The 25,016-nt window shown below is 40.6% G+C and carries 21 protein-coding genes; 8 read left to right on the top strand and 13 right to left on the bottom strand.

Annotation, left to right across the window (positions count from 1 at the left end):
- Nucleotides 1-11: 11 nt before the first annotated feature.
- The 8 genes from BM098_RS08085 to BM098_RS08120 all read right to left on the bottom strand — a co-directional run bounded on the left by BM098_RS08085 (nucleotide 12) and on the right by BM098_RS08120 (nucleotide 7,397).
- A complete protein-coding gene (locus BM098_RS08085) occupies nucleotides 12-503 on the bottom strand; it encodes a flagellar protein FlgN (RefSeq protein ID WP_089832214.1) in 492 nt (163 codons plus the stop codon).
- A gap of 156 nt (nucleotides 504-659) precedes the next feature.
- The gene (gene flgM / locus BM098_RS08090) at nucleotides 660-920 is read right to left on the bottom strand and encodes a flagellar biosynthesis anti-sigma factor FlgM (RefSeq protein WP_089832216.1); all 261 of its coding nucleotides are present in this window, start codon (nucleotides 918-920) and stop codon (nucleotides 660-662) included.
- Nucleotides 921-1,095: 175 nt separating this feature from the next.
- Nucleotides 1,096-1,536, bottom strand: a complete 441-nt coding sequence (locus tag BM098_RS08095; RefSeq protein WP_089832218.1) for a TIGR03826 family flagellar region protein — start codon at nucleotides 1,534-1,536, stop codon at nucleotides 1,096-1,098.
- Between the two features lie 156 nt (nucleotides 1,537-1,692).
- Complete coding sequence (locus BM098_RS08100) at nucleotides 1,693-2,364, bottom strand: ComF family protein (RefSeq protein WP_143423391.1); 672 nt, start codon at nucleotides 2,362-2,364, stop codon at nucleotides 1,693-1,695.
- Complete coding sequence (locus BM098_RS08105) at nucleotides 2,361-3,911, bottom strand: helicase-related protein (protein WP_143423392.1); 1,551 nt, start codon at nucleotides 3,909-3,911, stop codon at nucleotides 2,361-2,363. The genes BM098_RS08100 and BM098_RS08105 overlap by 4 nt, the downstream gene beginning before the upstream one ends.
- A gap of 197 nt (nucleotides 3,912-4,108) precedes the next feature.
- Complete coding sequence (locus BM098_RS08110) at nucleotides 4,109-4,951, bottom strand: DegV family protein (RefSeq protein WP_089832222.1); 843 nt, start codon at nucleotides 4,949-4,951, stop codon at nucleotides 4,109-4,111.
- Between the two features lie 345 nt (nucleotides 4,952-5,296).
- A complete protein-coding gene (locus tag BM098_RS08115) occupies nucleotides 5,297-5,971 on the bottom strand; it encodes a response regulator (RefSeq protein ID WP_089832224.1) in 675 nt (224 codons plus the stop codon).
- A gap of 262 nt (nucleotides 5,972-6,233) precedes the next feature.
- On the bottom strand, nucleotides 6,234-7,397 hold the full coding sequence (locus BM098_RS08120; RefSeq protein WP_089832226.1) for a sensor histidine kinase: 1,164 nt from the start codon (nucleotides 7,395-7,397) through the stop codon (nucleotides 6,234-6,236).
- A 383-nt stretch (nucleotides 7,398-7,780) separates the two neighbouring features.
- Between BM098_RS08120 and BM098_RS08125 the strand changes: the two genes are divergently transcribed.
- On the top strand, nucleotides 7,781-8,413 hold the full coding sequence (locus BM098_RS08125) for a YigZ family protein (protein WP_089832228.1): 633 nt from the start codon (nucleotides 7,781-7,783) through the stop codon (nucleotides 8,411-8,413).
- Between the two features lie 27 nt (nucleotides 8,414-8,440).
- Here BM098_RS08125 and BM098_RS08130 read toward each other — a convergent pair whose 3' ends face one another.
- Nucleotides 8,441-8,953, bottom strand: coding sequence for a VanZ family protein (locus BM098_RS08130; RefSeq protein ID WP_234987455.1), 513 nt, complete (start codon nucleotides 8,951-8,953; stop codon nucleotides 8,441-8,443).
- A 178-nt stretch (nucleotides 8,954-9,131) separates the two neighbouring features.
- On the opposite strand from BM098_RS08130, the gene BM098_RS08135 reads away from it, so the two are divergent.
- From BM098_RS08135 to BM098_RS08145, 3 genes are all read left to right on the top strand, one after another.
- A complete protein-coding gene (locus tag BM098_RS08135) occupies nucleotides 9,132-9,725 on the top strand; it encodes a class D sortase (protein WP_089832230.1) in 594 nt (197 codons plus the stop codon).
- Nucleotides 9,726-9,730: 5 nt separating this feature from the next.
- The gene (locus tag BM098_RS08140) at nucleotides 9,731-11,773 is read left to right on the top strand and encodes a penicillin-binding transpeptidase domain-containing protein (RefSeq protein WP_089832232.1); all 2,043 of its coding nucleotides are present in this window, start codon (nucleotides 9,731-9,733) and stop codon (nucleotides 11,771-11,773) included.
- A gap of 131 nt (nucleotides 11,774-11,904) precedes the next feature.
- The gene (locus BM098_RS08145; RefSeq protein ID WP_089832234.1) at nucleotides 11,905-12,942 is read left to right on the top strand and encodes an FUSC family protein; all 1,038 of its coding nucleotides are present in this window, start codon (nucleotides 11,905-11,907) and stop codon (nucleotides 12,940-12,942) included.
- Between the two features lie 121 nt (nucleotides 12,943-13,063).
- Here the strand turns inward: BM098_RS08145 and BM098_RS08150 are convergent, their stop codons facing one another.
- From BM098_RS08150 to BM098_RS08160, 3 genes are all read right to left on the bottom strand, one after another.
- Nucleotides 13,064-13,825 (bottom strand): SurA N-terminal domain-containing protein, encoded by a 762-nt coding sequence (locus BM098_RS08150; protein WP_159430150.1) that lies wholly within the window; start codon nucleotides 13,823-13,825, stop codon nucleotides 13,064-13,066.
- Nucleotides 13,826-14,049: 224 nt separating this feature from the next.
- Entirely contained in the window at nucleotides 14,050-14,811 is a 762-nt protein-coding gene (locus BM098_RS08155; RefSeq protein WP_089832238.1) for a SurA N-terminal domain-containing protein, read from the bottom strand.
- A 181-nt stretch (nucleotides 14,812-14,992) separates the two neighbouring features.
- Nucleotides 14,993-15,175, bottom strand: coding sequence for a cold-shock protein (locus tag BM098_RS08160; RefSeq protein WP_062321466.1), 183 nt, complete (start codon nucleotides 15,173-15,175; stop codon nucleotides 14,993-14,995).
- 337 nt (nucleotides 15,176-15,512) lie between these two features.
- Here BM098_RS08160 and BM098_RS08165 point away from each other — a divergent pair, with 337 nt between their 5' ends.
- On the top strand, nucleotides 15,513-16,406 hold the full coding sequence (locus BM098_RS08165) for an aldo/keto reductase (RefSeq protein ID WP_089832240.1): 894 nt from the start codon (nucleotides 15,513-15,515) through the stop codon (nucleotides 16,404-16,406).
- A gap of 75 nt (nucleotides 16,407-16,481) precedes the next feature.
- Here BM098_RS08165 and glpK read toward each other — a convergent pair whose 3' ends face one another.
- On the bottom strand, nucleotides 16,482-17,984 hold the full coding sequence (glpK, locus tag BM098_RS08170; RefSeq protein WP_089832242.1) for a glycerol kinase GlpK: 1,503 nt from the start codon (nucleotides 17,982-17,984) through the stop codon (nucleotides 16,482-16,484).
- A 779-nt stretch (nucleotides 17,985-18,763) separates the two neighbouring features.
- Between glpK and ppc the strand changes: the two genes are divergently transcribed.
- The 3 genes from ppc (at nucleotide 18,764) to BM098_RS08185 (ending at nucleotide 24,970) form a co-directional block, all read left to right on the top strand.
- A complete protein-coding gene (ppc, locus tag BM098_RS08175; RefSeq protein ID WP_089832244.1) occupies nucleotides 18,764-21,517 on the top strand; it encodes a phosphoenolpyruvate carboxylase in 2,754 nt (917 codons plus the stop codon).
- Between the two features lie 396 nt (nucleotides 21,518-21,913).
- Complete coding sequence (locus BM098_RS08180) at nucleotides 21,914-23,779, top strand: PTS fructose transporter subunit IIABC (protein ID WP_089832246.1); 1,866 nt, start codon at nucleotides 21,914-21,916, stop codon at nucleotides 23,777-23,779.
- A 186-nt stretch (nucleotides 23,780-23,965) separates the two neighbouring features.
- Nucleotides 23,966-24,970 (top strand): EAL domain-containing protein, encoded by a 1,005-nt coding sequence (locus BM098_RS08185; protein WP_089832248.1) that lies wholly within the window; start codon nucleotides 23,966-23,968, stop codon nucleotides 24,968-24,970.
- The last annotated feature ends 46 nt before the right edge of the window (nucleotides 24,971-25,016 follow it).

A 25,016-nucleotide genomic window follows, 5' to 3' on the forward strand; every position in this document is an offset into this window, starting at 1 on the left:
GTAAGATCCTCCTAAGCTTTTGAATCAAATACTGAACGTTTTGATGTCGGGTCATCATTGGCTTTCTTGTTTCCATAGGTTAATGATTCAACCGATGGCTCAAGTAAGTCCATTTGAAGCTGGACAAATTGTAGTGACTGTTTCAGTAATTGACGATTCAAATCTTCTTGTCGTTTAATATCGACGATAAAGGCAAGCAACGTCGTTGCTTTTTCTTCAAGCGCCTTTTTTTCTGTATCGTTTGGTAAGGCATCAAGAATGGTGGTCACCGATGCCGTGTCTTTTAAGTTAAGTGAGACCGCAAGGTCTTTCGCTTCTTTTAAGCGTACTTTTTCTAATTGTTCTAACGCTTGGACATGTTTTTGTTCAATCTTTAATAATTGATTGAAGCTTTCAATATTGTTTGCTTTAAGTCGCGTCGTTTTTTCGACTGCCACTGATAATAAGCTTTCATGTAAATCAACTAATGTTGTCATCGTCTTCAGTAAAGCTTGAACGAGCACAGAAATGCCTCCTTTTACGGCTTTTCTTTATTTTATCAATGATTCGTATAAAAAGCACGTTAAGAAACGTCTAATCCATTTATCTTAGGTGCTACCGTTATTTTAAAGATTTAAGACACTAAAAAACGAAAGGTACCAAGCGTACCTTATCGTTTTCTACTGGAAGAACCCACGCATTTTCTTTGCGACTTGGTCTGGTTTCACTTCATACGTACCTGTTTCTACCTGACGCTTGATTTGGTTCACTTTTTCTAGCCGTTCTTTTTGAACCGGATTTGACGCTTGCATTTCCTTCGCTTTTGGAGATATTTCAACTTTATCGGTTTTAGCTGTTTTCTCATGTTTTAAATCCGCCTGTTTTTGTTGCTGGGTCTTATACGGATTATTATTTACAAGTCGATTGATGTTTATTTTCATTTTGTCTCCTCCTCTCCTACTTTCTTTTTAACTATATAGTCGATCATCGATGTTTAGAACATTTCTACATTCATGCTGTAAGATTGTGTTTTAACATTTCTTACTTCATGGACGCTTGTGAAGTCCTTACGAAAAATAAATGTTATTCCTGTTATCGGTATCAACTAAAAAATGTTTAGAGTCTACGCTTATTTCTTCCTTTATCTACCGCCACATAGGTTTGGTTGGCTTTTTCTTTTTCACGCTCTTCATTCAATTTCTTGACTTGTTCAATATCATGTTCATGTTTTAAGCCACCTGAGAGATCATTTGAACACGCTTGACATAGCCGGCCTTCTGTGATGTCTTTCCCGCAGCGATCACATGGATAGGTCAAATTCGGAAACTGAGCGGTGCGGAGACGCTTCTCTTTTACGAATTTAATGATTAAATCTTCTTTCACACCCGTTGCTTCAACAATCTCTGGAATCGTCGCCTGTCGATTGACACGCTTTTTCATAAAGTTATAGACAATTTCAAATTGTTTTTCTTCTTCATTAAAACAATCTTGACATATATCACGCGTTGTTTTGACAAATAAATTGCCACAACGGCTACAGTTCGCTAAATCTGCCATAGTGTCACCTCATTTATTCCTTCTTCATATTCATCACTTAGCTTACTTAAAATCTCTTCAACTTGCTTACCTATTTCATTATAGAAATCACATTCAGGTTAACTTTATTTTATCTTACTTATTATATCGGCAACAACTTAGCATTATTAAATAAGACTATCGTGCCAAAGTGAAACTATAAATCTCACTTATTCCTGCTGTTTTTAGGACATTAGCGGCATGATGAATGGTCGTACCCGTCGTATACACATCATCAATCAGGACAATCGGTCCTTTGGGCAGCGACTTACCTTCTGTTAAATAAAACGGATTAGCTAAGTCTAATCGTTCTTGTCTCGTTTTAAGCGCTTGTTTACCGGTATGGTGTTTGTCTAATAAAGATAACGCCGGCCGGTTAATCAGTGAAGCAATTAAAGCTGCCTGATTAAATAACCGCTCTTCCATCCGTTTGGTTGATACCGGCACTGGGACAAGTGTGGCTTGTTTTAATTTACCGTAATGCTGTAAAAAACCTTGATTGATCTCTCGCTTTAGCGGGGTCAATGCGTGGTAGTGATACCGATATTTACATAAAGTAAGTAATGCTTTAGAAGCCCCATCATAATGATACAACGACCGGTTGTAAGACAGACTTTTCCCTCTTCGTTCCTTGCAGTCATGACACATCGCACCCGTTGACACGTGTCGGCCGCAGTCCGGACAGACTGGTCCCGTTATTAATTTAAGCTTCGGTTCACAGTCAGCGCAGTAACCATATCGTTGTCTTTTTCCAAGCGACTGCCAACTGATGGCTTGGTTCATATCGGTTAAACAAATTAGGCATTTCATAACCGTTCACCTAAAACGTTCATCTTATTAATCGACTTAATCGACTTGCGTATCGCTTTTGTATAGGTCTCAAAGTAAAACTGTACCGAGCCCGTTGGGTCATCTTTGCTTCTACCAGCCCGACCTGCAATTTGGACAAGTGCGGCTTCATCAAACACATCATGGTCAGCCTGAAGGACAAATACATCGACAGAGGGAAAAGTAACCCCGCGTTCTAAAATGGTTGTCGTAATCAAAATATCAATCGTTCGCAGCCGGAACTCATCAATTAAAGCTTTTCTCTTCTCACTTCTAGCATGTACCGCTTCAATGGTGAGAGTTGGATACGCCGCTTGTACATGAGGCAACAGTGCCTCTGCTTGTTTAATCGTTGCGACAAAAATCAGCAGCTGACGATTATTTTCCCGCTCGTTAGTAATGGCTTCTCTTACGTTTTTTGGGAGCGGGGTATGTTTAAAGCTCGTAAAATACGGGCGAGGAACAGGTAGCGGGTGACCGTGATAGCGGACCGGCACAAAACATGTTGGGTAACGTTTTTTCACAAGTGCTGGCCTCGGTGTCGCTGAAAGATAAATAAACGTGCCAGTGTCTTTTAGGGCGCGGGCAGCTTGTTTGATTAAATGTTGATCATTATGATAAGGAAAGGCATCCACTTCATCAATGATCAACACATCAAACGCTAACTTGTAGCGGATAAGTTGATGGGTCGTACAGAGAGTGAGCCATGCCCTTTTATGATTATCATCACTGCCACCGTACTGACAAATGATCGGCACATCTGTAAAGACTGCTTGAAACCTTGGGAGGAGTTCTTTAATAACGTCTTGCCTTGGCGTTGCGACACAAACACGCTTACCTGTTAAAAGCGCTTGATTAATCCCGCGAAACAACATCTCTGTTTTCCCGGCCCCGCATACGGCGTGGATAAGTAAATGGCGTTCGTTTGTTTGAATGGCGTTCACTAACTGGTCACTTGCACGCTCTTGATGCGGTGTTAATGTAGAGGTAAACTGGAAACCAGTCTGTAGAGGTTTCGTTTGATGATGTTGTATAGTGAGATGAAACAATGTTTGACACGAGGCGAGTCGTCCGTACTTGAGGCAGTTTAAACAGTACCAATCGGTTTTATGACATTTCCCGCAAGGAAACGGAAGAAACAAAGCACGGTCTGTATTTAAGCAACGTGCACATTGCATAAAACCACGTGTCTTTGTGATCGCTGGTAGTGCCCTTATATCAATAACTTGATTCAAATCTGGCCGTTGCTTTTTAAGTATCCCTAGCTGTTCATGTGTGACTAATAACCCGTCAAGTAGTAAATAAGTATCCTCTATCGCTTCTAATTGTTTTAAGGTTGTTTTAACCTTGTCTGTTTGCTTAGCTATTAATGATTTTTTCGCGTTGCTTTCTTTTACTAACGTAGGGCCTTGTTTAGTTAATGACTGGATGCGCTTTGATGAGGTGATGACTGACTTTTTTACCGTTAGCCATTGTTGATTGATGTAGTGATTAACCATGCGAATCGATTGGTCGAGCTGTTTTAACATATCCGTTCTCTCCCTCTACTAAAAGATAGCTCTATTGTAACGAAAACACCCGCGTGCCAGGGAGCACGCGGGTGTGAGTGTTTTTTACATATTCAAAATAAATTCAGGCTATTTTTAGTATTTTCGCCGGCAACAGTTAAAAACGGATTATTTTTTACTTAGAATTATTTTTAGTACGTCAAAGCATCATGCTGACGTTAGAGTTTATACCAACCAAGTCCAATCGAGCCTTCTCCGAGGTGCGTACCAATCACGGGACCGAAGTAGCTTAACGTTAATTCAACATTATTATAGCGTTCTTTTAGTTCACGCATCAATTGTTCAGCCGTTTCTGGGCAATTCGCATGAATCACGGTCGCACGAATCGGCGCGCCCGTACTTGCATCTTCATCAATTAATTCAATCAGGCGTTTAAAAGCCTTTTTCTGGGTCCGGATTTTTTCAAATGGGACAATTTTTGTCTCAGAGAAATGTAAGATCGGTTTCACTTGGAGGACACTTCCGACAAGTGCCTGAGCCCCATTTAAGCGCCCACCACGATGTAAATGATTTAAATCATCGACGACGAAATAGGCCCTTAAGGACTCTTTCACTGTATTTAACCGCTCAAGGATGGCTGCTGGTGAAGCATTCTTTTGTGCCAGTTTGGCAGCTTCTAACACATAAAAACCTTGCGCCATACAACTGACTTCTGAATCAAAGGCATATGTATCAAGACCGTCTACCATCGTTCCTGCCGTCTGCATCGATTGATACGTCCCACTGATTCCACTTGATAAGTGAATTGAGACAACCGCATCGTAATCTTGTTTTAACTGTTCAAGTAAATCAACCATTAAACCAATTGCGGGTTGTGACGTTTTTGGTAATACCCTTTCTTCTCTTACTTTCTCATAGAAGTCAGTAGCGGTTAAGTCAACTTCTTCTTGGTACGAGGCACCATTAAAGGTAACGGTTAGGGGAATCATTTGGATGTTGTATTCTTCTCTTATTTCTTTTGGGATATAGGCGGTACTGTCTGTAATTATTGCGACTGTCATATTATCGAACCTCTCTATCACTAACTTAGTTGTTTTTATTATTGGGTAACTTGTTTATCCGTTGTAAATAGCGACGGTTTGCTTCTATTTCAAGATCTTCTTTATAGTTGATTCGTCTGCCGTTAGTGTATCTGTCATTAGACACACATCACTCAAGTATCAACTGATTTTTTTCCGAGCATCAAACTAACTAAAAAGAAACTCCTTTCTATTCTAACGGTTTTCCCGGCAAATAGAAACCCCAAATCCTTAGGTTTAGAAAGCCCTTTATATTTAAGACATAAATAACCACCAAGTATTAAGAGGCTATGCTTCTTTTTACTTGGTGGTTATGTTTGTTTAAAACTATAAAACTTCTACCCAACCATTTTTAATGGCAGTGACAACCGCTTGGGTCCGGTCATTCACATTCATCTTTTGTAAAATATTGCTGACGTGGTTCTTGACTGTTTTTTCACTGATGAACAGCGCTTCAGAAATACCGCGGTTACTCTTACCGTCAGCTAAGAGTTGTAGAACTTCACACTCACGACGCGTGAGTAGGTGCAGCGGTTTACGGTATTCAACTTGTTGGAAACCTTTATGTTCTTCTTCACTCATCCGTTTAAATTCTTTGACTAAGTTATGGGTGACTTTTGGATGCAAGTAAGCTCCACCGTCTGAAACAACCTTAATCGCTTGAACAAGTGATTCTGAGTCCATGTCTTTAAGTAAGTATCCTTGGGCTCCTGACTTTAAGGCATGGGTCACATAATTTTCATCGTCATGGATTGAGAGAATAATTACTTTTAATTGCGGATACTTATCCACTAATTGTTTCGTTGCTTCAACACCATTGACGCGTTCCATGTTGATATCCATTAACACAACATCTGGCTGATACGTATCAACCAAACTCATCGCGTTCTCACCATCGCTACCTTCTGCGACAACCTCAAAATCATTTTCAAAATCTAAAATACGGCGAATACCTTCTCTAAATAAGACGTGATCATCAATTAATACGATTTTTGTACTCATAGTTTTGTCCTCCTAATAATGCGTGTTTTACTCATTAGTTAATATTTGGTTTGACGTGGTTGTACTATTCTAACACAACTTCCGACTAACGTACTGATTTTATTGACAGAACAGTGATGAAAACTACACATCACATTATATGTCGCATAAATAGTTAAAAAAGTTTCATTCATTTATACTAAACAATACACTTATTATACTAGAAATCTTAGAAAATACCTATACCTTTAGTTGGTTTTAATCTAATTTTAATGAAAATGACTTAATCTTTTAAAGGAATATTAATAAAAACATGCGTACCTTTTCCTGGATTTGACGTCAGTTCAAGTGTTCCATCCAACATATCGACCCGCTCACGCATGCCAATCAGTCCGAAGGACTGACTTTTAGTTTCATAAAGGATAAATCCTTTACCATCATCTTTAACTGATACATTGACGCGCGTTTTTGAAACGACGAGTTTCACATCGATCACTGATGCTTCGGCATGTTTAATCGCATTTTGAACGGCTTCTTGTGTCAGTCTGAAAATAGCAACCTCATATTTCTCTTCTAGTCGTTCATGGTTTGACTGTTCATGAAAGTGAATCACCAAATCGTGATAGTCACTTAAGGTTTGTAGATATTTTCTAATCGTTGGTACAATTCCTAAGTCGTCAAGGGCCATTGGACGGAGGTTATAAATAATTCGCCGAACCTCATACAATGACTCACGGACCATCTTACGCATTGATTTAATTTCAACGAGCGCTTCTTCTGGACTGCGTTCGCGGTAAGTCCGGTCGACAATATCAGCCCGAATTAAGACATTCGCCATCATTTGAGCCGGACCATCATGGATTTCGCGCGAAATCCGGCGCCGCTCTTCTTCCTGGGCTTCAATAATCTTCAGTCCAAACATTTGTTTTTCTTTTGCATCTTCAATGAGTGAGGTGATTTCTTTAAAATCATCCGTTAAATAATTCAGTACAATCGACACTTTACCGACCAATGATTCCGCGCGTTCGATTGTATCATCGATTGAGCGCAACCGGCGTTCAATGTCGTCTCGTTCTTTTCTAAGCGTCTGTTCACGCTCTTGTTTCATACGGTATTCAACTTGAAAGTTATGCGCTGTTTCATACACTTTTTGGATTTCTTTTTCTGAATACATACTAAAGTTCTCACTAACGGTGGCAAGACGTTGCCTTGAGACCCGTTCTTTACGCTCTAATAAGTCATTCTCTGAGATGATTTCCTCAATCTCTATGCGTAACCGGGCAATTTTTTCGGTTAACGTTTCATATTCCACACGGGCTTGTTCTGTTATATTGTAAATTTCATCTTTACTATTATGGACAGCTTCGACCATTTCATCAATAATAGTGTCGAGGTCGTTTAAATTCGCACCTGGATATTTGTGTTGTTTATGTTGTTTGTTTGCCATTTCACTAAACTCCCCAAATCTTCATTTTTTATAAGGTCAGACCTGATTCGTCTTCGCCTTGTTTTGTATCGCAGTCCTAGACAAGACAGCTTCTGTTGCTATTGTACCACGCGAGGTGGGCCTCGCCTATTATAAAGGTAAAGGTATCTCAACTTAAGCGACTTTCTTCTATTAATAATTACCTTTCACAACTTGCTTTAAACTTGTATAACGGAAATAGAATGACAAGAAGTAATACTTGAGAAACGGATGTGTCGCAAGGTCAGTAACTCTCATTCTAATAGCTTATGGCTATTTGTTACAGCATTCGTCTAACTATTAAATATATAGCCGAGGTTTACCTTAACCGTTACTCTTTGTATAATAAGGTGTGAGGTGACAACATGTTAAAAAAATATTATACAATTAAACAGTATGGACAAACAGAAATCGAGATTCAAAAATCACGCTTTATCGCCCATGCCAAGCGCTGTGAAACAGAACAACAAGCAAAAGATTTTATTAATGATATAAAAAAAGCTCACCCTCAAGCCAACCATAACTGTGCTGCTTATATGATCGGTGAACACGATCAAATTCAAAAAGCGCTAGATGACGGTGAGCCGTCTGGTACAGCCGGGGTACCGATGTTAGAAGTGATTAAAAAACGGGCATTAAAAGATACGTGTATCGTCGTGACCCGGTATTTTGGTGGCATTAAACTTGGGGCAGGTGGACTGATTCGGGCATACTCCACAAGTGCTAGGGAAGCGATTGATGCAGCCGGTCTCGTTTGCCGTAAACAAGTCCAAAAGCTTGAGGTCATGATTGATTATCCCCTTCTCGGTAAACTAGAAAATGAGGTGCGGCAAACGACGTATCTACTAGAATCAATTGATTACTTAGAAAAAGTCACTGTTCATTTAGCGGTCGAAACCGATAAGGTTGATACCTGTAAAAACTGGCTCGTAAATTTAACAAGTGACCAAGCTGATATATCTGAAACAACACAAGCCTATATTGAAGTACCTGTCTAAAGCTTTCAAGTATAGGCTTGTATAGAACTAGCGCCGCTGTCGTAAAAAGGCGATGATGACGATGCCTAACACCGCCAAAAAACTACCGACACTATCTAACAACACATCCCCAATGTAAGGGGTACGGTTGGGTGTTAAACTTTGATGCCACTCATCAAAACCGGCATAAACCACTGACATTAAGTAGCTGAAAAGAAGCAACCGTTGACAGTCTAAACGCGTTGTCTTTTTGAATGCATGAATAAATAATAGCGTTAAAATAAAGAAGACAAATACGTGTGCCCCCTTACGGATGAAAAACTCGACAAAGCTTTCAATCCCGAGACTCGCGACACTGATTTCTGAGTTGTGATACGTAAAGTTGACCCAATCGACCAAGGGTTCTACTACGGATAAGTCAAAGCGGGCGGTTAGTGCGGGCTTTAAGTCTTGACGTTCATAAGGCGTAGCGGAAAATAAGAAAATAAGTCCCATCCAGATAACTGGAAGTGACCAAATTAGAAGTTGTTTAAGACGCGTTTTTTGGTATTGATGTAACATCAATGCACCTGCTTTCAATATTTTTTAGCACCTTTTGTGCAGTGACGGGAAGATATTTGCTATACTAATGGTAGGATGACTAGATTTGTCACTGAAATAGGGTGACGGTAAACATCTGTCGATATTTTAACATATGTGACTCACAGACGGTGAGTAAAATAAAGGAGATGGATTTATTTTGAGAAAATTTGCTTGGCTCGTGTTAGTGACTGGACTTATTTTATTTGGTGTTGGGGCATTTCAATATGTATCCTCGATTCAAAAAGAACGACAAGCAACAAGTGAAGCCCATGAATTACTGGCTAAATCAAGAGAAACACCGATAGAAGACCGTGAGGTCTTACGCCATTCCTTCGCCCCTGAAACAGGCGAGACGGTTGGCTTAATCGGGATTGATAAGATTGAAGCATCGATCCCGATTATTGAAGGCACAGATCCTGAAGAGTTAGAAAAAGGTGTCGGACATTACGCATCAACGAAATACCCCGGAGATAATAGTCAAATTCTTTTCTCTGGCCATCGTGATACCGTCTTTACTCGCCTAGGTGAAGTGGAAGTCGGTGATATTATCTCAGTCGAGTTGCCTTACGGCACCTTCGATTATGAAATGGTCTCGAGTAAAATTGTAGCTGCTGATGACCGTACAATTATTCAGCCTCAATTAAAAGAAGAAGAATTAGTCATTTCAACATGTTACCCGTTTGGTTATATCGGAGATGCGCCTGACCGTTACATTCTGTATGCCAAACCCGTCAACCAGGTAGAGGAGTGAAGCCAATGAAAAAAGTGATCGCACTAGTATTAATCAGCCTTGTTAGTTTAATCGCTTGTTCTGAAGATACCATTGAACCACTTGACCCGACAGAGCATTTAATTACTTATATTGACGCCTGGGAAACACTTGACTTTAACACTATGCAGACACAAGTCACCATCAGTGATGACGCCGTTGTCTCACTTACTGACTTTACTGACAAATATGAAACGACTTATGACTCACTCGGTACGACAAACGTTTCTGTCGATATTAAAGCAGCACCTGAACTGATACGTGACAGTGAGAATGACACAGTCGATACGAATAGTTACACGTATACGGTAACGGTGACTCAGGATACCACTGCTGGTGAGTATCAGTTTGACACAGACATTATGCTTTCTCCTGTTATAGAAACGATTGATGAGATCGAACAAGTCACCGACTATCAGGTCGTGTGGGATGAAGGCCTCATCATTCCACCGCTTGCAGGTGGTGGAGAAATTAAACAGAGCGTAACTGAACCCATCCGCGGCAATATCTTTGACCGTAACGGCGAAGCACTGGCCGTTAACGGTGAAATGCGTGAAATTGGTGTCGATACCGGTCGGTTTGTCAACCGGGCGACTGAAATCGAATTTATTAGTAAAGCACTCGATATGACGGCAGCACAAATTGAGTCTACTTTATCACAGTCGTGGGTAGAAGACGGATTATTCATCCCACTCAAGCGTATTTCCGTGACAGAAGAAGAGACATTGACACAATTAAACGATATTCCTAGTGTCTTATCAACAGCCAGTTACGGCCGGGTCTATCCAGAAGGCGCGACAATGAGTCACCTTGTCGGTTATGTTGGGACCGTGACGGCGGAAGATTTAGACAATGATTCTGAGGGGATTTACTCAGATGGTGATATGATTGGTAAACGCGGGCTCGAATATGTGTTTGAACAACAGCTCCGTGGTGAGGAAGGCGTTTTGTTTGTCGTTGAAAAAGACGGCAACCGGACTGGGATTATCGAACAAGCGCCAGTAGACGGCGAAGATCTTCATCTCACCATTGACCGCAAGGTCCAAGCGGCATTATTCAATCAATTTGTTGACGGAGATGCAGGTCATGCGGCGGCAATTGACCCAAATACAGCTGAAACGTTAGCACTCGTCTCTTACCCGTCGTTTGACCCAACTTTATTTACCGAAGGCATGTCACAAGACGTCTATGATGAGCTCACGAATAATCCGCTAACGCCGCTGTTAAACAGATTCCAAAGCACCTATAGTCCAGGCTCTGTTTTTAAGCCGGTGACGGCGATGATTGGTTTAAACACCGGTGCCTTTACGCCGGCGGACACGCTCGAGATCGATGGTTACACCTATAATCAACCATCGTTTGGAAATTACGAAGTCAGACGGGTATCTCTCAGTGATGGACCGGTTGACTTACACGATGCCTTAGTTAGAAGTGATAACATCTATTTCGCAAGACAAGCATTAAATATCGGCGCAAGTGACTTTCTACAGACGAGTCAGTTACTCGGTTTTAATAACGAAGCCTATACCGTCAATTATCCGATCAGACAAAGTCAAGTCGCAACCGATAACACCATTGATAACGATGTTTTACTCGCCGATACCGGTTACGGCCAAGGTCAAGTTCTCGTCAGTAGTCATCACTTAGCAATGATGTATACCCCACTGTTTCATAATGGGAATATGATGACACCGGTCCTACTAAAAGATGCTACCTCAAGTGTTTTAAGTGAACAAATCATCACTGAATCAGATGTCGCATCTTTAAGACAAGCGTTATCTGATGTTGTACAAAACGGGACCGCAACCGTGGCAAAGTCTAGTCAAGTGACCTTAAGTGGAAAGACAGGGACTGCCGAGTTAAAACAATCAGCAACCTCAGACAATCAACAAGAAAACGGTTGGTTTGTCGGTTATGACGATGACGCGCGTTATTTGATGGCAATGATGGTCGAGGGCGTTGAATCAAAAGGCGGCAGTCGCTATCCTGCTGAAAAAGTCAGACAAGCCTTTGAAGCGCTTATAAACTAAAAAAGAGAAAGCTTCCCGTTTATCGGTAGGCTTTCTCTCCATGTATGACGCTTCAGATGACCTTTTCCTATCTTTAAAGTTTTTTACTATGATGGATATAATAGAAAATTTACACCAGGAGGTGAATAGCGATGCAGTTTTTAAAAAGTTTGATGGGACGTCGTATGTTAAAAACAGGCTTAGCCGTCTTCGTCACTGCTTATGTTTGTCAGTGGCTTGACATTCCAGCTGTTTTTGCGGTCATGACAGCGATTGTGACGATTGAACCGACAGTGCAAGATTCCCTCAAGAAAGGCTTGATTCGGTTCCCCGCATCGGCGATTGGTTCTTTTTATGCGGCGACATTTTTTCATTTCTTTCAAATATCACCTTTCTCCTATGCCTTTGCGACCTTATTTACAATTGTAACGTGCTACAAATTAAAGTTATTTGATGGACTGCTTGTTGCCACGTTAACGTCTGTCGCCATGGTCTACGTCATTGAGGGGAGTCCTGTCGATGCCTTTTTTGTCCGGTTACTGACAACGACCATTGGCTTGTCTGTTTCCACACTTGTCAATTTTATTGTCTTCCCCCCTAATTATTTAAAACAAATTAACACGAAGATGGATGAGGTATTAAAACTCGCTAGTATTGACTTAGCCGTCTTTTCAGACAGTCTACGTCACCGTGAACTAGAAAACATTCAAGCCAAATCAAAAAAAGTCTTTGATACCTTTCAAGAGCATTTACTAAAAGTTGAATCACTTATAATAAATCAACAAAAAGAATCACGCTATCATACTCAGCTATATAAAAAGAAAGCCAACATTGATATTGAAGTCAAACAATTACATATGGTTAAACGGATGCATTATCATATTGGGAATTTAACAATGCCCTTGCACACTAACTTAGAGTGGGATGAGGCGACTCATCAACAAATCACAACCATCGTCGATGAACTAAGTATGGTATTAAATGATCCTGATCACTTTGAACTTGATTGTCTTAAGCATCACTTAAAAACATTGAACCATACCTTTAGTCAAAGTGCTAAGCGTGAAGTAACCCTTGTTGAGTACCTACATGCCGAAACAGTCGTATTGTATGAATTGATTCAATTAACGGAGTTAATGGTCTATTACTTCACCTTAGAAAAGGCTGAAGATGCCCTAACCGGTAACTAAATCGCTCTATCAGCGGAATTTTATAGGGCAGTAAAAAAAGACAACCTCAACCCTCCACTGGGTTCGGTTGTCTTTTGTCTTTGTTTCTTTCTGATATCACTCATCAATGGTCATACATGACTTAAATATTTTCGTTAATATCTGCTTCTTCCGTTAAAGCTGTCACTTTCTGTTGGAAAGCTTGTTGGACTTTTGATTGTTCGAGCTGAGTAACAATTTGGTCTCTGACATCTTCAAGTGCTGGAATGTCATCTGACTGTTCTTTCATTTGATTATAATATTCTTCGACTTCTGCGTCAGTCACTTCTTCAACATCAATTGCTTCTTCAAGGTATTGTTGTTGCAGAAGTTGCGTTTGAAGTGACGCTTTAAAGCCTGTTTCTGTATAAGCTAACTGTTCAAGTGCCTGTTGATACGCTTCTTCTGTTTCAAATTGACTTTTTGTTTCTTCTAAAGCCGTCGCTACGTCTTCCTCTGTCACTTTAATCCCCATTGACTCTGCATCTTGTCTAACTAAGGTATTACTCTGTAGTGTCTGTATCGTTTGTTGTTTTAACATGTCTGAATCAGATACATCTTGATTATTTTGTAGTAAGTAACGTTTCGTATCAACATAAGCCGTATTATAGGCTTTACCTGAAATTTCTTCACCATTCACTTCTAAGACAACTTTGTCTTCTTCGTATGTTTCTGCTTCCGTTACGTCTAAATCAAGTCCCGCTGTTGCTTCAGCTGCATCCTCTGTCTTAGCTTCTGATTCAGCTGATGATTCAGTTTCACCTGTTGGTTCATCTGCCTGTTCTTCTGTTGCTTGATTACCGCATGCCACTAAGAGTGTTGTTGTTAATATTAATCCTACAAGCAATTGTACTGTCTTTTTCATATGAATAACCATCCTTTTGTTTTAATTGTGAGCATCACTCACGTTTGTCTATGTGACCCATTACAACATAGATCCTCGATGTGATTCAACCATTCAACTGATAAATACACACTTTTTACATCTGACTGTTACGTCACTGTTACTTATCGTCTTATAAGTCAACATGATTCATTAGACTAAAAAGCACCTTATGAAGGAATCCTTCATAAGGTGCTCATGATTATTTATAGATTTTCTTCAATCTCAGCTGCTTCAGTGAGCTTTTCAATTTGGGCGAGAAATGCTTGTTGTAATTTACTTTGTTCAATCTGCATGACAATTTGATCGCGAACCTCATCAAGCGCCGGGGTCTCATCTAATTGTTCTTCAAGTAAACCATAAAACTCATTGATCTCTTCTTCTGATACATCTTCTGTTTCAATCACTTCATCCATATACATTTGTTGTAGCAATTGTTCTTTAAGCGACCGTTTGAAGCTTTCTTCAGTATACGCAAGTTGTGTCAGTGCTGTTTTGTATGCTTCTTCAGATTCAAACTGTGCCTTTGTATCTTCAAGCGCATCCGTTACATCTTGGTCGGTCACCTCAATACCACGCACTTCTGCATCTTGCTTTAATAGTGTGTAACTTTTAAGTGTTGTTAACGTTTGTTGTTTGATTAAGTCTGGATCACTTACATCTTGACTGTTTTGCATCATATAACGTTTCGTATTAAAATACGTGTCATTATACGTCTCACCTGTTACTTCTTCACCATTGATCACAAGTACGACAGAAGAAGCATCGACGGTTTCATCATCAGAAATAGTCACTTCTAATGGTTCACGTTCAGTCGTGTCTATATCTGTTTCACTATCTGTTTCTTCAATGGGTGACTCTGATTCATCTGATGCTGTGTTTTCTTCTGGTTCATCGTCACTACATGCGACGAGTAACAAACTAAATACGATGAGACCAAAAAGTATACGCAACCGTTTCTTTAACATCTATTTACCATTCCTTTAATTAAATTCATGATGACTTATTTTCACATCACTTTTTCCATTAGAACACGTTTACATCCTCTTTAGCAAGCGATTCACTTAAATTCAGAGATAAAAAAGAAAACAGGCCACAACGTGACCTGCCCCATAAAATATAAAAATAAGTACGATTAAACGGAAGAAGCTATGAGAGTTTCGGTAACGTTCTCGTATCCTCTTTCATTTCTGATCCACATAATGGACATGTTGGTTTTTCATCAAAGCTATAATCGAGACGCATGAAACCTTGACAATCATCATTTGTACATGACCAGACTTTTGTTTCTACTTGTTCGACTGGTTCACGACGGTTGTTATAGTATGCCATTTACACTTCCCCTTTCTTGGGTTTAACTTTAATTATACGCTTCTTTTCAGATTATTTCAAAAGAAGATTCTCACATTCCAATAAATACTAAATAAATAGATCTTTTGATTGATGAAAAAACCATGGTGATATCATATAATGAAAACGGTTACAATTTTGGAATAGATACTTCCTTTTCGACCTAACTGTGGTTACTTGTCAAGTGAAGTAGCGTATTTTTCAAATTAGATTGTCCCCCTTATTGGCACCCAATCACGTTATTGGGTGTATTTTTTTTGCATCTAACCTTATTTTTCATTACACTTACTGTGAACAGATTTTGGAGAGGAGACTTACAATGAAATATCGTAAATTAGGTAGCACATCTCTTGATTTATCCGTTATTGGTGTCGGTACATGGCAATTTGGCGGGGAATGGGGGAAAGACTTTACCCAACAAGAAGTCGATGCCATTTTAACGACGGCACATGAAGAGGGGATTAATTTAATCGATACTGCTGAATGTTATGGCGATCATTTATCTGAACGTTTTATTGGTGATTACTTAAAACGTCATAATCGTGAAGATTGGGTCGTGGCGACTAAGTTCGGTCATCATTTCCATGACAACTTTGAACGGACCCGGCACGTAAGTGCAGACGAGGTATTAAAACAATTAGATGATTCATTACTGTCGCTACAGACAGATTATATTGATTTGTATCAATCGCACTCATTTAAAGTACATGAATTTGATAATGACGACTTATGGACCATGTTAGATAAACAAAAAGAACGGGGAAAGATTAAACACATCGGTCTGTCAATGCAAAACGATCCAAGTGTCGATCATGCGAAGAAGGCAAAATCCATCGGCGCAGAAGCCTTGCAACTGATTTATAACCGGTTAACACGCGAAGTTGAAGAAACGATTTTTCCAGTTGCGGAGCAAGACGATCTCGGTGTTTTAGCACGAGTGCCACTCGCAAGTGGCTACTTAACCGGTAAATATTCACCAGGTGATACATTTAACGCAAATGATGTCCGCTCACGTCATGACAAAGAAGACACCCGTCAAAAGTTAGTTGAAGTTGAACGGATCTTAAAGGAAGAAGTGCCGGAAGGGACAGATATGGCCACATGGGCGCTAAGTTGGTGCTTGAAAAATGATGTCGTTACAAGCGTGATTCCAGGATGTAAAAATCCAGAGCAAGTTCGTAAAAATGCACGTGCCGTAAACTTACTTGATTAATAACTAAGCACATAAAACCCGCAGCACATTGATGTGTTGCGGGTTGTTATGTGCTTTTCTATTTCATCATCGCGACTAGCTCTCGTCCACTTTAAATACCCGTGTAGCTTCCACCGCTTTTTGCCAACCGTGATAGAGTTTTTCCCGCTCAACTGTCTCCATTTGTGGTTGAAAGGCTCTGTCTTGTTTCCAGCGAGCTTTAATTGTGTCTTTATCTTTAAAGAAACCCGTCGATAGACCGGCTAAATAAGCCGCTCCAAGCGCTGTTGTTTCATTGTTAACAGGTCGTTCCACCGGGGCATTCATAAGATCACTTTGAAACTGCATTAAAAAGTTATTCTTCACTGCCCCGCCATCGACACGCAGTGTATGTAACATCACCCCGGCATCTTTCATCATCGTATCAAGGACATCTTTTGTTTGGTAACAAATTGCTTCAAGCGTGGCCCGAATGACATGTTCTTTCGTCGTCCCGCGTGTCAGACCAAACATTGCTCCTCTTGCATCACTATCCCAATAAGGTGTTCCAAGACCCACAAAAGCAGGAACAACATAAACCCCATCCGTTGAGGTGACGCGGGTTGCGTACGTTTCACTATCACTTGTTGCTTCAATCATTCTAAGACCGTCTCTTAACCAGCCAATCGCACTTCCCCCGACAAAGATACTGCCCTCAAGCGCATAAGTGACTTGACCATTCAGTCCCCAGGCAATCGTTGTCAGAAGGCCAGAATCTGACTCAATCGCGTCATCGCCTGTTGGCATCAACATAAAACAGCCCGTCCCGTAAGTGTTCTTTACCATCCCTTTATGGAAACAGGCCTGACCGAACAGTGCTGCTTGTTGGTCACCAGCAGATGCTGAAATCGGCACATTGTAACCGAAGAAATGGTGACTAACCGTCGTCCCAAAATGGCCTGATGTGTCACCGACTTCTGGCAACATATTCTCCGGTACCCCGAATACATCCAATAATTCTTTATCCCAGTCGAGCGTATGAATGTTATAAAGCATTGTCCGCGAGGCATTCGTGACATCAGTCTTATGAATCTTGCCACCGGTTAATTTATAAATCAACCACGCATCAATTGTCCCAAACATAAATTTTCCTGCTTTCGCCTGGGTACGGTCTGGGTCGACTTGGTCTAAGATCCATTTCACTTTTGTCCCAGAGAAATACGGATCAATTAAAAGTCCGGTCTTTTGTTTAATCATTGTTCCAAGTCCCTGTTGGCGCAAGTCCTCACAAATCGCTTCGGTTTGGCGTGATTGCCAAACAATCGCTTTATGAACAGGTCGCCCGGTCTTTTTCTCCCAAATGACTGTCGTCTCACGTTGATTCGTGATCCCAATCGAATCAATCTCACGTGCATTAACATCACCTATCCGAAGGACTTCAGCCATACAAGCTAACACCGACGTCCAAATCTCATTAGCATCATGTTCAACCCAACCGGGTTCTGGGAAGAACTGTTCAAACTCTCGCTGACTTTTTGCGACGATTTCTCCGTCTTGGTTGACTAAAAACGCGCGCGTACTTGTCGTGCCTTGATCAATCGATAATATATAAGGTTTCATCGTTCTCTTCCTTTCTTGTTCATAAACGTGAATGACTGTGACTCCTCCTAGTATACCGTATTTTCATCGTGTTTTCTGTCGAGACTCGCTTGGTTGTTTAGCATTTAGAGTGAGAAAACACCTTCCTTAACCATTCGTGAGAATGTTAAGTAAGAATGCTAGGTGAGGATTGTTCACTAAATATACACTTTATCTTTCGGTACATCCCCCTCAAATACGAGCATCTTCACTTCTCTTTTACTTGTTTTTATTAATTTTAAACAAAAAAATACCTGTACATCAAAGGAAATCATAACTGATTTCCTTTGATGTACAGGCCAATACTTGCGAAGGGATGCAGCTCGCTTGCTACAAGACTATCATAACCAATATTGTAAGCGTTATCAATAGTTTTTTAAAAAAACTTTTTTAATTTACTTTTTTTGTGCCATCTGCCAATTAAATAGCGGTTTAATCAGTCATTTCCGCCATTGACAGAAAGTCAATGTGACTATATCCACAGGCCGTCGCCCTTTTCGTTAATATATTTTGTACTATTCATTCTCTATTATGTATCATTTGGTTATAATATGTTTATTTTTCATCTTAATACGATATGATAGCGGTTTAACCCGAAAGAATTTACATACTTTTCAGTTATTTTTTCAAAAAACTTATGGTATGATAGAATATAGTTACCATATAAAGCTGTGAGGTTAACAATTCACAAGAAGAATTAATATGGGCTTCGTTGATCACCAATGTGATGACAATATAAACTCTTGAAAGGAAGTGATTCAATGCATCAACAACAATCCGGAGGAAACACCACGTTGAATCAAGACGTCGTCTATTTAAACGATATTCTTGATACTGTGTTGTTTAATGAAGGTGGAGAAGAATTACTAGAGACGGTGAAATATTTCCGCAAGCTATCAAAAGCACTCAGAGATGAAGCCTCTCCAAGTAACTTTGATCAACTCAATCAAGAAATTATGAAACTTGCACCTGAACTTAGAAACAAAGTGATTCGTGCTTTCAGTGTTAACCTTCAACTTTATAACATTGCTGAACAAAACTACCGCATCAGACGTCGTAGAGAGTACCAAATGGAAGATGATACAATCATCCAACCACGTTCTTTAGAAGCTGGTGTGAATGAACTATTTAATCATGACATTACGATTGACCAAGTTGAAAAAGCACTCGAAGACTTGTCACTTGAACTCGTCATTACCGCTCACCCAACCGAAGCGACCCGTCGAACGATGTTGCGGATTCACCAACGAATTGCTGATCTCTTAAAACAATGGGAATTTTCTTATACACGCTATGATAAGAAAGTCATTCAAGAGGAAATTGAAACAGAGATGACGATTCTTTGGCAAACAGCAGAGATTCGGGAGAAGAAACCATCCGTTATGAAAGAAGTCTCTAACGGCTTATATTTCTTCGATAAAGTTCTCTTTAACGTCTTACCTGTCTTGCACCAAGACTTAGAAGACTTGCTTTATGAAAAGTACTCGCACCGCTTCCACGTTCCTGCTTTCTTACGCTTTGGTTCTTGGATTGGTGGCGACCGTGATGGTAACCCAAACGTGACCGCGAAAATCACTTATAAAACATTAAAAGAACAACGTGCTTTAGTATTAACCAAGTACATGGAATCAATTGATAAGTTAAAAGAAAAACTGTCACAGTCATCGAAAAAAGTTGACGTGAGCGAAGCTTTATTGACCTCAATTGAAAAAGATAAAGCTGAGCTAAACTACCGTGGCTGGCATAAAGCCGATGAAGCATACCGCGTCAAACTCGGGATGGTCATGCGCCGATTACGGCTCACATCAGAAGACCAACCAGGAGCATACATGGACGCTCATGCATTAACAGAAGACTTATTGCTCATTCAGGATTCACTCGAGAATCATCAACCAAAGAGTAACCCTATCAAGATATTACGTCACACCATCCGTCAAGTACAGCTGTTTGGTTTCCATTTAGCCACACTCGATGTGCGTAATCACAGCGGAGAACATGAAGCGACAATCACTGAAATCTTGCGTCAAGTTGGTATCAGTACTGATTATAAATCTTTATCTGAGGGCGAAAAACAACATGTCTTAATTAAAGTCCTCCAAGACCCGCGTCCACTCATCTCCATTTATGATGAGTTTTCAGACGCCTCACAAGAGATGATTGAGACGTTTAGAACAATTAAACTTGCTAAAGATACTTTTGGTGAGCGAGCAATCGAAGTCTACTTAATCAGTATGGCAGAGGCTGTAAGTGATTTGTTAGAAGTCCTTGTTCTCGCCAAAGAAGTCGGACTTTATCGTGTGTATCCAGATGGACATGTAAAGAGTCGTCTACACGTGGCACCGCTTCTTGAAACAATCGATGACTTAAAGAATGGGCCTTCAATCATTAAGCGTTTGTTTGATATTCCGTTATACCGTAAGCACATTGAAGCGCGCGGCGACTCACAAGAAATTATGTTAGGCTATTCCGATGGTTCAAAAGATGGCGGGAACTTAACCGCTAACTGGGAACTATACAAAGCTCAGGAAGATATTCACTCAACCGCATCGAGCTACGGGGTGAAACTGAAGTTCTTCCACGGACGTGGTGGTTCTCTCGGTCGTGGGGGCGGTCCTTTATATTCTAGTCTCTTATCACAACCACCGATTACACTTGGTGACGGGGTGAAGATCACTGAACAAGGGGAAGTCTTGTCTTCGCGTTACTTAATTCCTGATATCGCCTATCGTTCACTCGAACAAGCGACCAGTGTCTTACTGACGTCAATCGCCGGCATTAAACAAACAGAAAAGCATCGTGAGATGCCATCTGATGAAGCGAAAGATGCGATGGGCTATATTTCTGACGTATCACTGAAGAAATATCAAGACCTTGTCTTTAACGATGATCAATTCTTATCTTACTTTAACCAAGGGACACCTTTAAACGAACTTGGTGCCTTAAATATTGGTTCTCGCCCAATGAAGCGTAAAGGCAGTAACCGATTTGAAGATTTACGTGCCATCCCGTGGGTATTTGCTTGGACGCAATCACGTCAGCTTATTCCAGCGTGGTACGCAGCTGGTACCGGCTTACAAGCGTACTTAGATGAAACAGGCAACATTCAACTGTTGCGCGAAATGTACCAACAATGGCCGTTCTTCCGTGCGACCATCAACAACTTACAGATGGCATTAACAAAAGCAGATCTGGATATTGCTGATGCATATACCGATATGATTGATGACCAAGACATGGCGGTAAGAATATTTAACGATATCCGTGAAGAACATAAGAAAACAAAAGCCGTTGTGTTACAAATTGCCCAACAAGATGATTTAATGGACCACCAGCCAAACATTAAAGAATCAGTGCGCTTACGCAACCCACTTGTTGACCCGCTCAACTTAATACAAGTCCAACTTGTCAATCGCCTGCGTCAAGTTGAAGAAGACTCAGAAGAGTTTAGCGAACTTCTTGGTGAAGTCTTACTCACCATTAATGGTATTGCGGCTGGTTTACGTAATACTGGTTGATTATTATACTCATCATGTCTCCGCGGTTTACGCGGAGGCTTTTTTATTGCTTTTTACCAAAATCATTCATATTCAGTCAAATCATTCACTTTCTGTTATGCCCCCCTCCTATCATTTCTTTTTCCACGTTTTCTCTTTCTAGTTACGACAGACCCCTAGCTCCCTGATTTTCTTTTCCTTATTCCTCACCTCTATCACTTTTTATCAACCTAAAACCTGATTGAAATCTATCGTAATATAAGCATTTTTGATTCTATTTGATTTATTTTGAGATAAAATGATAGAAAATGATTGATTTCTGAAAGCGTTTCAGTTATGATGAAACTATAGTAACAAATAAGCACTTTTTCTTTTATTTTTATTATCAATCATTCACTTATTAGGAGGGGGAAAAACATGAAAATCACTGAATTGTTAACCAGAGACACAATCCAGTTGCACATGTCGGCCACATCAAAAGGAACGGCCATTGATCAACTTGTTGAGGTATTATTCTCAGGAGGGAAAATCAGTGACAAGCATCAGTTTAGATCAGATATTGAAGCGCGCGAAGCGCACACATCAACTGGAATTGGTGATGGTATTGCCATTCCACACGCAAAGTCAACAGCGGTAAAAACACCGGCCATTGCGTTTGGTCGTAGTCAATCTGGTATCGATTACAACGCTCTTGACGGAAAAGACAGTCACTTATTCTTTATGATCGCGGCACCTGTTGGTGCTAACAATGAGCACCTTGATACATTAGCACGTCTTTCTAGTATGTTGATGGATGAAAGTTTCCGGGCGGCGTTATTACAAGCAACATCAAAAGATGCTGTCTTACAGTTAATTGATCAAAAAGAAGCTGAACGCGAGGAAGGTGAGATAGAAATGACAACCTCGAGTAAACGGGTACTAGCGGTGACCGGTTGTCCAACCGGGATTGCTCATACGTATATGGCAGCTGATGCTTTAAAAGCAAAAGCTAAAGAACTAGGTGTAGATATTAAAGTTGAAACACGTGGGTCGGGTGGTGCAAAAAACGTCTTAACTGATGAAGACATCGCCTCAGCAGATGCGATTATTATCGCCTCAGATACGAATGTTGATAGAGAGCGATTTAACGGGAAAGTCTTGATTCAAGCAGGTGTGACTGACGGGATTCGTCGTCCTAAAGAACTTATTACTAAAGCGCTAAAAAACGATGCACCCATTTACCATGGTAGTGGGGAAAGCTCAAGTACGGCTGCATCAGGCAAACAAAAGAATGCCTTTTATCGACACTTAATGAACGGTGTTAGTCATATGTTACCGTTTGTCGTTGGGGGCGGGATTTTAATCGCCCTTGGCTTTATGTTTGGGATTGAATCACATGTGGAGGGAAATGAAACATATAATCAATTCGCTCAAGCCTTAAATACCATCGGTGGCGGGAACGCCTTTGGTCTGATGATCCCTGTTCTTGCTGGGTTTATAGCGATGAGTATCGCTGACCGGCCGGGACTTGCGCCTGGTATGGTCGGTGGCTTTATGGCTGCGCAAGGAACGAGTGGTTTCCTTGGTGGATTAATTGCCGGTTTTATGGCAGGTTACATTGTCGTTCTTTTAAAGAAAATGTTTGCCAATCTGCCACAGTCACTTGACGGGATTAAAACGATTCTGATTTACCCGTTACTCGGTATTTTCACAACCGGGATGATTATGTTCTTCGTCGTTGAAAAACCAGTTGGTGCTTTTAATACAGCCCTTGGTGAATGGTTACAATCCCTTGGAACAGGTAATGCAGTTTTACTCGGTTTAATTCTTGGTGGGATGATGGCTGTAGATATGGGTGGTCCCATCAATAAAGCTGCCTATACATTTGGTATTGCGATGATCGCTGAAGGCTTCTTAACCCCACACGCGGCGATTATGGCAGGCGGTATGGTGCCGCCACTCGGGATTGCACTCGCAACATTTGTCTTTAAGAACCGCTTCACTAAAGAAGAACGTGATGCTGGTGTATCTAACATTATTATGGGCGCCAGCTTTATCACCGAAGGCGCGATTCCATTTGCTGCCGCTGACCCAGGACGCGTCATTCCATCACTCGTTGTTGGTTCTAGTATCGCTGGTGCGCTATCAATGTTCTTTGAGATAGGTCTTCCAGCACCACACGGTGGGATCTTCGTTATTCCACTTGTCGAAGGTAGTGCGGTTATGTATATTGTTTCAATCTTAATTGGGTCTGTCATCTCGGCGATGATGCTCGGTATGTTAAAAAAACCAATTAAGTCCTAGCGCTTATACATTAATTTAATCAATGCGCAACAGTTAATCAACTGTTGCGTTCTTTTTTTCTCACGATTAAAGCACGTAACTTGATGGTTATGTGCTATTTTTATACATATTTTATACAGGTGTTACGCAACTATGGTACAATAAGTCTAGTAATATTTATCGAATATATTAAAGGAGGACACTTTTATGCCCTGTCCCCATTGTACGATTGCCGGACAAAACATTACCTTTTCACTTAATGACACGATCCTTAACTTCATTCATAAACACCTTACCCAACGGGATTTTCCAATGAACATTCATGACCACCGCTTAACGACCCATGAACAAGGCGCACGCGAATTGGTCGATTTTCTTGAGGCGATGGATTTAACAACCGATGTTGAATTTCAAATCAATAACTATGATTGGTTACCGCTTGCTGATTTTAAAGATTATCAAGACGCCTCTTGGGTTGATGATCTATTATTTGAGCCCTACATTCGGATGCATTTTCAACCAATCATTAAGCCAGATGGTGAGATTTTTGCGTATGAGATGTTGTCTCGGTTCGTTGATAAAGACGGCAACCGCATCTTCCCTGATGTGATGTTTCCCGCTGCTAAAATGAGGGGGCGCACTTTCGCCTTAGACCGGATTTGTCGAATTCACGCGGTACGCCAAGTGAAGCGGTTATTACCGAATCAAAGAGCATTTATTAACTTCATTCCGACAGCGATTTATTCACCGGAATTTTGTTTAAAAACAACGACCGACCTTGCTCATGCGCTTGAGATTGATAGTAAGCGGTTTGTATTTGAAGTCGTTGAGACTGAACAAGTAAAAGACACCGATCACTTGCAGTCAATCCTTAAATATTATCAAGACCACGGCTTTCAGTATGCACTTGATGATGTCGGCAGTGGTTACAATACGCTTAACTTTTTAAAAGAACTCAAGCCCCCTTACATTAAGCTTGATTTGGCGTTTGTACGTGACGTTGATACGGACGTTGAAAAGCAGCGCGTCGCAAAAGAAATTTTAAATTTACGCGATGCGTTCGGTGCAATGGCACTGGCAGAAGGTGTTGAAACTATTGAAGAGTTTCACTGGTTAAAACAAGCCGGCTTTGATTTGTTTCAAGGTTACTTATTTGGTAAACCAGAAAGTGAACCACTTATAAAATCTTCAATTGATATAGTTGCGCTTTAAACAATCGTGCCCCTGACAGGACTATGTCAGGGGCACGATTGTTTTT

The sequence above is a fragment of the Halolactibacillus halophilus genome, from assembly GCF_900115605.1.
Lineage (GTDB): Bacteria > Bacillota > Bacilli > Bacillales > Amphibacillaceae > Halolactibacillus > Halolactibacillus halophilus.

Bases quoted from the DNA above. Each gene is read 5' to 3' on its own strand.
- BM098_RS08115 (WP_089832224.1), bottom strand. From the start codon at position 5,971: ATGAGTACAAAAATCGTATTAATTGATGATCACGTCTTATTTAGAGAA.
- BM098_RS08105 (WP_143423392.1), bottom strand. From the start codon at position 3,911: ATGTTAAAACAGCTCGACCAATCGATTCGCATGGTTAATCACTACATC.
- BM098_RS08125 (WP_089832228.1), top strand. From the start codon at position 7,781: ATGTTAAAAAAATATTATACAATTAAACAGTATGGACAAACAGAAATC.
- BM098_RS08165 (WP_089832240.1), top strand. From the start codon at position 15,513: ATGAAATATCGTAAATTAGGTAGCACATCTCTTGATTTATCCGTTATT.
- flgM (WP_089832216.1), bottom strand. From the start codon at position 920: ATGAAAATAAACATCAATCGACTTGTAAATAATAATCCGTATAAGACC.
- BM098_RS08180 (WP_089832246.1), top strand. From the start codon at position 21,914: ATGAAAATCACTGAATTGTTAACCAGAGACACAATCCAGTTGCACATG.
- BM098_RS08150 (WP_159430150.1), bottom strand. From the start codon at position 13,825: ATGAAAAAGACAGTACAATTGCTTGTAGGATTAATATTAACAACAACA.
- ppc (WP_089832244.1), top strand. From the start codon at position 18,764: ATGCATCAACAACAATCCGGAGGAAACACCACGTTGAATCAAGACGTC.
- BM098_RS08145 (WP_089832234.1), top strand. From the start codon at position 11,905: ATGCAGTTTTTAAAAAGTTTGATGGGACGTCGTATGTTAAAAACAGGC.
- glpK (WP_089832242.1), bottom strand. From the start codon at position 17,984: ATGAAACCTTATATATTATCGATTGATCAAGGCACGACAAGTACGCGC.
- BM098_RS08100 (WP_143423391.1), bottom strand. From the start codon at position 2,364: ATGAAATGCCTAATTTGTTTAACCGATATGAACCAAGCCATCAGTTGG.
- BM098_RS08095 (WP_089832218.1), bottom strand. From the start codon at position 1,536: ATGGCAGATTTAGCGAACTGTAGCCGTTGTGGCAATTTATTTGTCAAA.
- BM098_RS08140 (WP_089832232.1), top strand. From the start codon at position 9,731: ATGAAAAAAGTGATCGCACTAGTATTAATCAGCCTTGTTAGTTTAATC.
- BM098_RS08120 (WP_089832226.1), bottom strand. From the start codon at position 7,397: ATGGCAAACAAACAACATAAACAACACAAATATCCAGGTGCGAATTTA.
- BM098_RS08155 (WP_089832238.1), bottom strand. From the start codon at position 14,811: ATGTTAAAGAAACGGTTGCGTATACTTTTTGGTCTCATCGTATTTAGT.
- BM098_RS08160 (WP_062321466.1), bottom strand. From the start codon at position 15,175: ATGGCATACTATAACAACCGTCGTGAACCAGTCGAACAAGTAGAAACA.
- BM098_RS08110 (WP_089832222.1), bottom strand. From the start codon at position 4,951: ATGACAGTCGCAATAATTACAGACAGTACCGCCTATATCCCAAAAGAA.
- BM098_RS08130 (WP_234987455.1), bottom strand. From the start codon at position 8,953: ATGTTACATCAATACCAAAAAACGCGTCTTAAACAACTTCTAATTTGG.
- BM098_RS08185 (WP_089832248.1), top strand. From the start codon at position 23,966: ATGCCCTGTCCCCATTGTACGATTGCCGGACAAAACATTACCTTTTCA.